Origin of the sequence: Enterovibrio norvegicus DSM 15893 (assembly GCF_900115495.1) — a bacterium.
In the GTDB taxonomy this organism is placed as follows: Bacteria; Pseudomonadota; Gammaproteobacteria; order Enterobacterales; family Vibrionaceae; genus Enterovibrio; species Enterovibrio norvegicus.
The window spans coordinates 22,539-35,456 of the sequence record NZ_FOWR01000048.1 but is presented as its reverse complement, the minus strand read 5'-3'; the positions used below and the strand labels follow the sequence as shown (position 1 = coordinate 35,456).

Here is a 12,918-nt window from a genome sequence, read left to right as displayed (position 1 = left end):
GCGTGCATACCATAACGACGGTTAATGTCATCGACAGTATTGGCAGTGGCTTGATGGGCCATCTCCACCCCTTTAGGCTCACCGGTAGAGCCGGATGTGAAAATGATATACGCAGGGCTCTTTGGTGACACCGTAACGGTACTATTGAGAGGAAGTATGTCCTTGATATTATGGATATCAATGGCTTGCCCTGGAACCGCATCTCGGTTCAACGTGTCGGTGAGGGTAAAGCGTATCCCCGCGGTGGCATGAATACGTTGTTGCCGAGCGAGAGGCTGATGCGTCCCAATAGGCACATAACACCCGCCCGCGGCCAGAATGCCCAGTACCGCGCAGGCTTGGTCCACGCCTCGGGGTAAGGTGACAGCAACAGGCTCTTCAGGCTTCAGCCCCTGTTTAATGAGCAAGGCAGCAAGTTGGCGAGCACGGTACGCAAGTTCACCGTATGACAGCGTGGTTTGTTCAGCGATGAGCGCAGTGCGTTCTGGTGCTTTTGATGCCCATTCAAAGAAGGCGTGGTGAAGAACATGTCGAGTCACGCTACGTTCCGTTGAATTCGCAGAGACACGGCTAACACGCTGTTCTTTCTGCAGGGAAGGGTTGTAAGGACGATCCCAATTCACGTCATCGACTAAAGATTCTAAAAGCTGACAGTAGGCATTAAAAGCACTGTCTATAACCCCTTCAGGGAAGAGCTCATCTACCGAATCCCAAGCCAGCAATAGACCATCTTCCATTTCATATAATTGGTGGTCTAGCCATACTTGTGGCGTTTGAGAGATCATGTAGTTCAAACTGCCCAGCGTTTCTCGGCATGTCTGAGTAATTAATTGCGTGCCCAAATTACATGCGAATACGACCGGGGCGCTCACCCCTTCAGATAGCCCTTGCTTTTGAAGCTCACGTTGGATGCTAACGGCAGAATACGTTGAGTGAGAAAGATCTTTATGTAATTGCTTTTGCGTTGCTTTTACACGAGCAGTAAATGGAAGAGGCTGGGTACAATCACATTCAAGTAAAAGAAGGTTTGTAAAATCAGCAATGACGTTTTCAATTCCTGGCTGCCCGCCATGCCTATCGAAAATAGGGACATTTAGGACAAAACGGGCCTGGCTGCTCCAATGCGCCAGCACCTCCGCATAGGCGGTGGCCAACATGACGGCAGGGGTTAATCCTTTCGATGTCGCCTTGCCTTTTATCGCTGTCCATTTGTCATGTGAAAGCGTGTATGTCCGTCGAATAAAGCGTGGCTCACTTACTGACTCAGGCAAACAAGATAGGGGTAACTGTGGCCCAGCAGGGAGCGTGGCGAGTCTCTTTTTCCAATACGCTTCATCGGCTACTGTGCGACCCTGATCAGCTTGTTTTTTCGCCTCCAAATAATGCTTAAATTGCCAATCTGGGTCTGCGGGAGGGAAATACTTGTCGTTACCTCGTTTGAATTCGCCGTAAAGATCAGCCAGATCTTTCAGTAAAATATGAATGCTTTGGACATCTGCAACGAGCAGGTCAACATCAAAATGGATCCGTGTCTTATTATCGGGTAGCAGAGAAAGTGAGATATCGGCAACGTGGGCTTCATCGATAGCCAACTTGCGATGAGATAGGTGTTCACGGGTTTCTAATAAGGCAAGTTCCGCCTCTTTCAATGTAAGGTTTTGGTAGTCTCTCACCAACAGTGCGGGTAACGCGATGTCGCTACCGATACGTTGTTTACCATCAGGTGTAAAGACCGCCCTGAGCATTGGGTGATGGCAAAGTAGGCGATGCCAAGCGCGTTCTAGTGACCGGCTTTCAACATCGTTTCCATCTATTTCAATGTAGGCATGACAACTCACACCGCCAAGGGTTTGATGGTTTTGTCTTCCTAGCCAATATGCATATTGCACATCGGTTAAATCAAACGGTTGATCATCATGTTCACGTTTTTCTGTGCCATTAGAAGTAGAAGTTAAAAGAGGAGATGACTGGTTCCCGTTATCTGAGTGGCTCGATAGTAAACGCGTTAGCCATACTGATAAGATTGGGCATTCTATAAGGTCAGCAAATGTCACGTCAGAACCCGCCCGTCGCCACTTATCAACCAGTCGCATCAATTGAAGTGAATCGAGCCCTTGTTCAATCAGATTAATGTCTTCTGAAACTGTGGGTTCAATCTCAATGTATTCGCGAATATCACTGAGAATAGACGTCTTACTAGGGCGAGTCTGGAGGCATTCCATTGCGGTCATCACACGACCTCCTTTCGTGATTTACTTTGGGCAGACTGTGGCGCGCTATCCTCTCTAACAACGTATTGAGCGATACAGCTCAGCTTCTCAATGGTTTCAATAAGCTCTCTTTCAGGGACAGATTGATCGACAATCCCGGCGCCAGCCTGAAGCCAACATTTGTCCTCATTACGATAAATCGATCTGAGTACTAACCCCGCATCCATGTGACCATTTTGGTCGACAATCATTACGCTACCGGAGTAAAGAGACCTGTCTTCAGGTTCATACTTTTTAATCGCTAACAGCGACGCTTTCTTGGGAATTCCTGATGCGGTGACGGCGGGAAAGAGCGCTTTGAATGCCGCCCAGTTGTTTTGGTTGCTTGCGAGCTGACCTTTCACTCTGGAGCCTAAATGTTGGACACTGCCTCTTCGTTTGACTGACATGAAGTCACACACTGACAAGGTTTCTTCATCGCATACTTCATGGAGCTCTTCGTAGGCAAGCCTGACAGAGATAGCATGCTCCGCAATTTCCTTAGTCGTAGAGAGTAATTCACTCTTTAGGCGCAACTCTTCTTCGGGCGAGGCACCTATCGCCCGTGTACCAGCAAGTGGTTGTGTGCTTATCCAGCCGTTAGAAGCCGTTTCAAGCACTGTTTCAGGGCAGAATCCGGCGGCCTCTAGGCCTGATTGACGCATAATGAAAGAACGTGCAGGCGTATTTTTGGCCCGACCACACTCATAGCTCTTAGCCATATCGACAGGAAAGTTAATGGGAATTCTTCGAGACAGAATTACCTTTTGGTAGACGTTGGTTTTGATGTCATTGATAGCGCTTAACACCGCAGATTTATAATATTTACAGCTAGCAGGGATTGTTAAATCGACGTGATTGCGCGCTTCAGCGCTTATTGTTGCGTCGTTACTTTTGGCATCTGCCATGCGAAACACGTCAATAAGATCGTCTAATTCTGAATCTGTCGGGGCTCTAAGCGTGGCAATGCCATCAGAAATTCTTACTTCGTATTCCGGAATAAATAGAGATAGAAGCTTGCTCGATTTTTCCATGGTAACGTCATTCATTAACCCATGAAGGATATAGGAAAGTTCAAATTTAGCATTTCCATATAGCCTCCAGCCCTTTATGGGTATATTTTTAGTGGCACGCGACATGGCTTCACTAAAATCGTGATATCCCTCTATCTGAATGCGATTTTTTTCCTTGATGGAGATTTCGTCTGGATATACGTCAATGGACAACAAGCTCCCCATACCCAAAGACCATTCTCCCGGCTTTTCATACATCATAAATTGATCGGATAAGCCGCTGTTAGCGATAGCAAGTAATAGTGAGCTCGCTTTTCTGTTGATGGCCAGACTTAATTCTTTGTAATCGTTCATAATAAAACTCCTAATGTTCTGAAAAGAGACAGCTTTGAACGTTGACGATTTAGGCTAACTTTTTTAACTTTTAAGCATGTTGGATTGGGCGGTCGCGACAAGCGCTTTTTTGTCTATTTTTCCGACAGAGGTGAGGGGCCAATGCGTTGTAATTTCTAATTGATCAGGCTGTTTGTACCTTGGAACGCCAAGACCTCTTAAATAGGTGCGTAAGTCATTAAGAGTTGGCAGGACTTCGTTGTTGGCAGGGGTGACAAATACACAGCTTCTTTCGCCCAGTTGATCGTCAGGAATGGCGACGATCACTGATTCTTTGATGGGTTCAAAGAGATTGAGAAGGGGTTCTATTTCAGAGACGGCAATTTTTTCGCCAGCGCGATTTATTTGTTCTTTTACTCTTCCTTCGACAACGTAATTGCCTTCTGGCGTTTTTCTAACAATATCACCAGACTTATAAAATCCATCATGTGTAAAGGCGATGGTATTGTGGCTATCAGCATTGAAATATCCACGAATGGTATAGGGACCTCGAGTCAGTAACTCACCCGCTTCTCCATCAGCTACCGGTAAGCCATCACCATCAACGAGCTTTATTTCATCGGCACAAGACATTGGGCTGCCTTGGGTTTTTAATACTGTATCGAGTGGGTCGCTTCGTCGGGTGTAACACAACAGGCCTTCCGCCATACCAAAGACTTGCTGCAATTCACTCCCTAATTCAGGCGCCACTCTTTTTGCTGTTTCAACGTCGAGTTTCGCACCGCCGACTTGCACAAGCGAAAGGGTATCTATATTCGTTTTATCCCATTCCCTTGATGACAACCAAAGCTTTAAAAGCGGAGGAACGAGGGCAGTTGTCGTGACTTTCTCTTGTTCGATTAACGTAAAAGCCTCGTCGCTGCCTGGCGTTCTGCTCATCACAACTTTCCCTCCAACGTGCAATGTCCCAAAGATGCCAGGGCAACCCAAAGGGAAGTTATGCGCTGCTGGTAGGGCGGCTAAATACACGGTTGATGAACTGAATTCGCATACTTTTGATGATTCGATAAAGTTGAATGCATAGTCACTATGCGTTCTAGGAATGAGCTTTGGCGTACCCGTGGTGCCGCCAGATAAAAGTAAGAGTGCGAGTTCGAAGGGGTTGATGTTTGGAAGCGCAGTCGGGGAGCAATTAAGCAAACTGAGTGCAGAGTGCTTTTCTGAAACACCATCAACAAAAAGCGTTTTTATTGATGAAAAGGCAGATTTAATTTTTTCTGCCATCGCAACATAGTTAAAGCCAAGAAACTTCTCAGGCACAAGATAGGCTGATGGATTACATTGTTCACACAGCGCCGCGATATCGTTTTCCCTTTGAGTTGGCATTGCTAATACAGGAATCACACCGATGCGAAACATGGCAAAAAGAGCAGTGACAAAGCAAATACAATTCGGTAACTGAACAATCACCTTGTCACCAGGCTTCAAGCCTGCGTTGAGAAAACCGAAAGCTAATTGTGTGGCTTGTTCATCTAACCGACTAAAGGTATAGCGCTCAGTTTTGTCAACAATGGCCGTTCTATTTTCAAATTGTTCAGACCAAGTGGTTAACCAGTCACCTAGGGTCTTTGGGAGTAAATAACCAGCCTCAAAATAGGCTTTTTGTCTGCCAGCTAATGGCCATTGCAGGGTTTCCCCACCGTTTTCGATATTCATTTTATCTCCGTAAAGTCACTTCTTGCCCAACACACTCAAAAGAGAATCGTTCTCATTTGAATTTATGATGATGTCGCGAAGGGGACTACTCGTATCGGGATTAGTTACTCGGATCAGATAAAATTTTTGATGGAAATGAGATTATTACATTGAAAATAAAGGGTTTATTTTCAATTTTCATTGTTCATTTAATCGTTTAAGGGGGGAGTCGTTCCGATACGGGTAGTGATGGTCTTTTTATTTCCCTTACCCTAGTAAGGCTTATTTACTGAAGGCTCACGTTTTATGGATGAACAAAAACAATTGAATTCAGCATGGCCAGTACTCTGGCGACTATTAAAAACTCAGCGGTGCAAACTTACCGCTGCAGTTGGGATATCTTTATTCGCTGCCGCGCTTGAGCTCGCGCCTTACTGGCTTCTTTTTGAAGCGGTTATGTTAGTACAAGCCTATCTTCAACATGAGATGATGGATCCCTCTAGTTCAGCACTAATCGCAGACGGTTTTTATCACTTAGCACTGGGGATGGCTGCGGTACTTGTTGCTAAAACGTTGGCTTATGGCTTGGCATATACATTAAGTCATCAATCTGCGTTCTTGATTTTGGCTGACACACGTCGTTTGTTGGCTTCTCGTTTGGCATGGGCTCCCCTTACCTGGTTCCAAGGCTATCAAACGGGTCAATTAAAGCAGGCAGTGATGCAAGACGTTGAGAAAATGGAGAACTTCTTTTCACATCATACTGTGGAAGTATCAGTCGCTGTCTTTGGGCCTCTGCTTGTCACTGGATATTTATTTTGGATTGATTGGCGGTTAGCGTTAGCAGCGCTTATTGCAGCGCCTGTGGCAATATTAAGTTCATTCGTTGTGATGAGGGGGCTTAATAAGCATTACGACCAATATCATGCAGCGTCTATAGTGCTCAATAATACCGTTGTCGAATATATTCGAAACATTGCAATCATGAAATTATTCCGTCAAGACAGTGAACGTTTTAAAGCAATGTCAGAAAGCCTTGTACACTATTTTTCTGTTGTCGATAAAATCACTGTGATCACCGTTCCTCGATGGGCTCTCTTTACGTGTTTATTGGGTGCAAGCATTTTGTTCATTCTTCCCGTCGGCATGTATTTAGTACAAACAGGCGAAATTGACAGTATTAATGTCGTTATGGCAGCGCTTTTAGGGGCGGGAATGTTGAAACCGTTGTTAAAAATCAGTCATTTTTTTACTGAGATTCAAGAAATCCTATCAGGGGTTCGTCGCTTGATGCCAATTATAGATATGACTGAACACAGAAATGATCACGAGACATGCTTACTTCAGTCGCCGCTAGTTTTCTCGCTACATAAACTTCACTTTTCTTATTCGGATGTATCGGTACTAGAAGATGTAACGCTTTCTTTTAAACCTTGTACTACCACCATCATATTAGGTATGTCAGGTAGTGGCAAATCAACATTGGTCCAATTGATGGCCGGTCTTTTAACGCCTGATAGTGGTGATATTTTTATTAACAATGTGCCTATAAAGCAACTCAATGAATCGCAGAGGGCTAGCTTACTCTCCTTAGCGTCCCAAGACGCTTTTTTATTCAAAGGGACACTCAAAGAAAACCTCATGTTTGCAAACCCTCACGCATCTGTTCAAGAGGTCAATCAAGCACTTCAAACTGCGGGAATAGAAAGTTTAATAAAAGAATTACCTGAAGGCCTAAATACGAAGATTGCAGAGCAGGGGGTTCGATTGTCCGGTGGAGAAAAGCAACGTGTTGCTCTTGCGCGCACGCTTCTGGTGAATGCCCCCATTGTGCTTTTGGATGAGGCGACGGCCTATGCGGATAATTTGACACAAAGGGCTTTTTATCAAAACTTGAAAAAACACTACCCAGATAAAACAGTCGTGGTTGTTGCCCATCGCACATATGGGTTAGAAGATGCTGACCAAATTGTGCTGATGGAAAATGGCAAAGTAAGAGCGAAAGGATCACATAACGCATTAATACAGTCTGATGATTTCTATGCAACGCTATGGCGCTTGCAGAATAACAATGACGATTGGATGCTCAGTCGCCAACTCGCCGACAAGGAAGGAGCTCTTTCTAATGGATAACGCATTATTTTGCGCCGTTAGGCGTGTCATTGCGCATAGCCAGTGCTCTCCTAGGTTATTTATCCTAGGTATTTGTTGGCGGACGATAGAACGAATATTAGACATTCTTCCAATCTTGGTGTGTTACTTTTGGTTTGTCTCAGTCCTTGAAGAGCAGACAACGAGCCGGCCTGATACATACTCAGAGACCATACCCGTCAATATGTCGGAGGGAGGAACTTACTACATACTCTTATTGGCAGTGCTGTTCGTCTTACAGTTTTTGTCTGCTTGGTTAGGGCAAAAATACAGCTTCCTAGGCGGTTACCAAATCATGGCAGGGTACCGACGCAAAGTGCTCAATCAAATACATTCTCTGCCATTATCAGTGATTTTTAAATATAGAACTGGCAAGCTTTCAGACTTAGTCACTGATGATATCAACCGGATCGAGAACATATTTACTCACTTGGCTATTGAGCTGTTTGTGTCATCGTTAATACCCATTCTCATTATGTCTATATTGGTGACGTTGGACTGGCAGCTAGCGCTCGCGTTGATTGCCGGTTTTCCTCTAGCAATGCTTGTAATACGCGCAACCCGATCCTTCTTCATTAAAGTAAGCCGAGATAAATTAGAGACAAATCGCGAGATCTCAGGTGTCATTATTGAGTTTTTGATGGGAATTAAGACGTTACGTCTTTTTAATCGCTCACAGGCATGGCTGACAAAATTGAATGGCTTATTTGACGACATAACCCGCACAACTATGAGCGTTGAGGCTTGGGGCGCCGGACCCGTTGTTCTTTTTCGTCTTTTGGTCGAGTTAGGGTTTGTTGCATTTTTACTCGTGTGTGCTTGGCAAGTCAGAGAATCAAGCTTCGATCCATTAATCGCATTATTGTTCATTTTTCTGGCGCATAGATTAATAACACCTCTTTTAGACATGGCTCAGTACCTGAATATCATTAGGTATACAGCGCAGAGCGAGGATAAAACCGAAGCACTGCTCAATGCGGAACAACTTCCCGAACCAACCTTGGCCCAAAAGCCAAATAGCTACTCAGTCCAATTCAAAGACGTTTCATTTTCTTACGATGGTATATCATGCTTGGAGAATGTGGAATTCACTGCCTATCCGGGCGAAATCACTGCCATCGTAGGCCCGTCAGGATCGGGAAAAACGACGCTGATGAACCTCATATGCCGCTTCAGTGACCCTGATGCTGGTGTGGTTAGTCTTGGAGGCGATGACATCAAAAAGATAGGGACGGAGGAAGTATACAAAAGTGTCAGCATGGTTTTTCAAAATGTGCAGCTTTTCTCTTCTACCATCATGGACAATATAAGAATTGGTCGACCAGACGCTACGGATGAGGAGGTTTATGAAGCGTGTAACAACGCTTACTGCCTTGATTTCATTAATGCGTTACCTCTTGGGTTTGACACGCAAATAGGTGAGGGGGGGTCTCGGTTATCTGGCGGGGAAAAACAACGGATTTCAATTGCACGAGCCTTCCTCAAAGATGCACCCATCCTGCTTTTGGACGAAATTACAGCGTCGGTCGACTCTATTGCCCAATATGAAATTCAACAATCACTCAAAACGTTGATTGTAGGTAAAACGGTTATCGTCATCGCTCATCGCCTCAGTGCCATACAGGGAGCAGACCAAATTCTCGTCATGGATAAGGGGTCAATTGTACAACGAGGAAAGCACAGAGAACTGGTTGGAAAATTGGGTTTATACAAGAATCTGTGGCGAGCACAATATACCTGCCTGGAAGCAACATGATCTTGAATCTTACACTTTTAGCATTAGAGCATCTTCAACGTGGTTGAATGGAGGGATAATAAACCGCTTGGCGTTTACTTGGCGGTTTAACGACTATCACTTTATTCATATTGTAACTCGCCATCTGGCTTAGTGCGTTTTGAGTTGTTTCCAGAGTGAGGCGACAATGTCACGATGATGCCTTACATCGATAACGCAATAGCTAATGCGATTCGCTTCCTTTGGTTCTCATGCTTCAGCAGTATAGGCCGGCAAGCACTTTGAGCGCCTCTTTATGACTGTGAGAGCGAAAGATGTGTTTTCAAACTCAACGGTTCTGGCGCTGCGCTTTAAAGATCTTAACAATAATTCCCAGAGTATGAAGATGCTTTAGGAAACCATGTTTCGTGAAGAGTATCTTAGTAGACTGGTAATTATCTACTTTATGGTAAATAGCCAATTGCGTTCAATAGATTGAATTTAAAGCCTTAAATACAAAGAAAGGGGTAGTTACAGGTACAAAATTCTCAGATTTCATTCTCCTGTGCATGTTATTTAACATAATATACATAATGCGAACTAAGGCTGTAGGATGTTAACAAGGAAAACACATGTCTCTGCCTGGTTCAATCTATCCGTATTTGGCCTTTACGAACACTGTTGTTGTTAGCCACTCCAAACTGTGCCAATCTCAAAACGTCTATTATCCTTTAAGCCTCAACCAATGATGACTTCTTCATATCTACAACGCCTTCTGTTTAACCACGTTCACCATTTGACATTAACTCACCGTTTCACGCTCAACACGCTTTGCTTTGTTGCTACGAAAAAGATCCCATCAACCGCTCACATTTATTTTCCAGAAATCGCAGAGCATCATTTTATAGCTTTCACTGTTCATCGAGATTCTGCTGTTCAGCTCAGTCTCTGATAAGTTGTTCACCATTGAAGCTGGTTACTTGCCAAACGATATGAACTGGCAAGGTTTCGAATCAACGAACACCGCGCCGTTATCATCAACCCGCATTAGCGCCCGCCGAACCATTTCGAGGCGGACGACGGCAAAAAGCTGCACCTTGGATACCTAGTAGAGATAAATAGCAGATAGCGCACCATTGAGCGAAACCCAAACGTATCGATCAACACTGCGGCGGCGACGTACCAATAGTATTCAGGGACGCTTTCAGTGCGGCGAACCCTGCATCAACGTAGGGTGCGTAATCAGGGACAAATGACAGCATCAGAGGAACAAAGACGACCAGCATAATAAACTCATCTTTCAATCCACGTATCTTTGATGCTGACCATTACAGCTCGTCAGCTTCGTCGACGAGAGAAATATTGAAGTCATTATTCATTATTCATTTGTTCAGAAAACCCAAAGAAAAAACGGGCTCATAGGAGCCCGTTTCTACCTTTATTAATTACCGAGTTTTGTCGCGTTACACTCTAAATTTCCCGAGCTCGTCGTCTTGTTTGCCGGTGAGTTCCGCGACGCCGATACAGCGTTGTTGTTGATCTCTCGCTTGATTTGAGAGCGTTTCGCTAATGGCACGGAGGTTTGCGGTATTTTGGTTTATCTCAGCGGCGGTGTTGCTTTGTTTGCTCGATGAACCCGAAATGTCAGCAATAAGCATATTGATTTCGGTGATGTGATCACGAATGTTTTTCAGTGCGTCATCCGCATCATGGGCGATGTTCTGAGCTTTGCTGGCCGTGTCTCTGCTTCCCAAAATCACTGTTTCAGCTTCTCGCACGCCGTCTTGAAGTTGATGAATCATGGTTTTGATTTCTTCTGTCGATGACTGTGTGCGTGACGCTAATGCGCGAACTTCATCCGCAACCACGGCAAAGCCACGCCCCTTTTCGCCTGCCCTCGCCGCTTCTATCGCCGCATTGAGTGCCAACAAATTTGTTTGCTCTGCAATGCCAGTGATGACCGTTAGGATTGATTCAATGTTGGCGCTGTATTCTGCCAATGCCTTCACTTTGTCGACGGATTGCTCCATCTCAACCATCAAGGTAGAAATCGATTTAGCGGTTTTATTTACAGCATCAACGCCCTTTTCCGCAACCTGGTCTGTCTCAATGGCAGATCGTGAGGCGCGCTGCGCGCTATCAGCAACAATCTCAGACATGCTCGCCATCTCAGCCATCGCGCCTGATACATAGTTCAGTTCTTGTAACTGGTTTTCAATCCCTGATGAAGATGCCGTCGCGTTGCTCACTGTGAGCTCGCTGCTGTTTCGTATTTCTGTTGAGGTGTTTTTAATCTGGCCGATCAAGGATTGAAGATAAGCGACAAACCCATTGAAATCGGAAGACAGGCCGCCAAACTCATCTTTGCTGTTAATCGCAACGCGTTTTGTTAGGTCACCATCGCCGCTGTTGATCTCCTGCAAGCTCTGGCGAAGTGTATCAAGCGGTTCAAGTTGCTTTGAAATCACCATGCTCAGCAAGATCCCAATGAGCAAGGCACAAAATGCCGTTGCTCCTGCCGCTGTATACGCAAATGCATCGGTATGAGCCATCACTTTTGATTGGTCCAAGACCACACCGATCAACCAATCATTGCCGTTCAACCCTTCTAATTTGTCGAATGACGTCAACACTGGTAGACCTGCAACTGTGGTTTCGTTGAAGCGTGACTCGAGCTCAGGGATGCTTCCATCAAACAATACTGACAAAGGCTGTCCATTCAATTCGGCGTTTGGATGGCTGATGATGTTGCCGTCGCCACTGAGCAAAAAGGCGTAACCGGTTTCGCGGAAGTTCAGCGTATTCAAGGCATCAGATACACTTTTCAGGCTTAGATCTCCGCCAAACGCGCCTTTGAACTCTCCGTCATCATAGAGGTTAGCAACCGCAGAGATCAGAATCTCTTTCGTAGCGGCATCAGCGTAAGGGTCTGTCAGCGCTGCTGTTTGGTTTTGACGTGCAACCGGATACCAAGGGCGTTTACGGGCATCCCAACCCTCTGGATTCCATGAAGGGTCGTTGGTAATTCTTTCCCCATTGGTGTCTAAGCCACCAAAAATAAGAATGAATTCTTTCTTCAATAAGGGAAGATTAAAGGTGTCTTGTATTGTCGTTTCACTAAAGTCTGCGTTAATGGATTCAGACATCATATTAATGATGGCAAGTTTGCCGTTAAGCCAATAAGTAATTTGGTCCCCCATTACCGAGGTTGCTTCACTTACGCTTTGTTCCTTGTTTTCAAGATGCTCCGTTCTTACGTTTACGTATTGAAACCATGACAAGCAGGATAGAACGATAACAACAATTACCGTCGATACCACTGCAACTCTGTGGGATACTTTCATTCTCGACACCTCTGTGAAACTTCTTGTCAACATTTCTGTATGTCATTTGAATGAAGCAGCTACACAGTTTATTGCCAAGACAATATTAACTTTTATAAACCATACGTATTGTAAGTGAATCATGAGTGTAAAATATTCCGACACGCATAATAACCAAGATTGGTATTTTGATATAAATATCAACACGTTAAACAATATGAGATCTCGAGCACAAATTGTTCAGTGGTTGCGTAAAATTTTCTGACGGTTTATCCACCGACTGTTTCATCAACACTCACTATTCTGCTGATTTTTTAGGCGGATTATGATTCACATTTTGCTTAAGTCGTTAACATGAACAACTCATAACATCGACATTGAATCTGTGATTCCCATCGTATAAAACGGCCAATAGCTGCAATTGAGTTGCCTCTCAATTG

6 protein-coding genes and 1 pseudogene are annotated in these 12,918 nt (G+C 44.7%); 2 read left to right on the top strand and 5 right to left on the bottom strand.

What is annotated here, in order from left to right; translation table 11 throughout:
• From BM082_RS21480 to BM082_RS21470, 3 genes are all read right to left on the bottom strand, one after another.
• The coding region (locus BM082_RS21480; RefSeq protein WP_139218810.1) for an AMP-binding protein at positions 1-2,231 on the bottom strand (2,231 nt) is incomplete at its 3' end.
• Complete coding sequence (locus BM082_RS21475) at positions 2,231-3,616, bottom strand: salicylate synthase (protein WP_074928553.1); 1,386 nt, start codon at positions 3,614-3,616, stop codon at positions 2,231-2,233. The genes BM082_RS21475 and BM082_RS21480, both read right to left, overlap by 1 nt.
• A gap of 63 nt (positions 3,617-3,679) precedes the next feature.
• A complete protein-coding gene (locus tag BM082_RS21470) occupies positions 3,680-5,311 on the bottom strand; it encodes a (2,3-dihydroxybenzoyl)adenylate synthase (protein ID WP_074928551.1) in 1,632 nt (543 codons plus the stop codon).
• A gap of 285 nt (positions 5,312-5,596) precedes the next feature.
• Here BM082_RS21470 and BM082_RS21465 point away from each other — a divergent pair, with 285 nt between their 5' ends.
• Together BM082_RS21465 and BM082_RS21460 are read left to right on the top strand one after the other, a co-directional pair.
• Positions 5,597-7,423: an ABC transporter ATP-binding protein gene (locus BM082_RS21465; protein ID WP_074928549.1), complete on the top strand. Its 1,827-nt coding sequence runs from the start codon at positions 5,597-5,599 to the stop codon at positions 7,421-7,423.
• Positions 7,416-9,197 carry an ABC transporter ATP-binding protein gene (locus BM082_RS21460; protein WP_074928547.1) on the top strand — a complete coding sequence of 594 codons (1,782 nt, stop codon included), beginning with the start codon at positions 7,416-7,418 and terminating at the stop codon, positions 9,195-9,197. Before BM082_RS21465 ends, BM082_RS21460 begins: the two co-directional genes overlap by 8 nt.
• 1,005 nt (positions 9,198-10,202) lie before the next feature.
• Here BM082_RS21460 and BM082_RS21455 read toward each other — a convergent pair.
• Both BM082_RS21455 and BM082_RS21450 read right to left on the bottom strand, forming a co-directional pair.
• Positions 10,203-10,465 (bottom strand): annotated as a pseudogene (locus tag BM082_RS21455) (hypothetical protein); the annotation flags it as partial.
• Between the two features lie 153 nt (positions 10,466-10,618).
• Positions 10,619-12,499: a methyl-accepting chemotaxis protein gene (locus BM082_RS21450; RefSeq protein ID WP_074928545.1), complete on the bottom strand. Its 1,881-nt coding sequence runs from the start codon at positions 12,497-12,499 to the stop codon at positions 10,619-10,621.
• Positions 12,500-12,918: the final 419 nt, after the last annotated feature.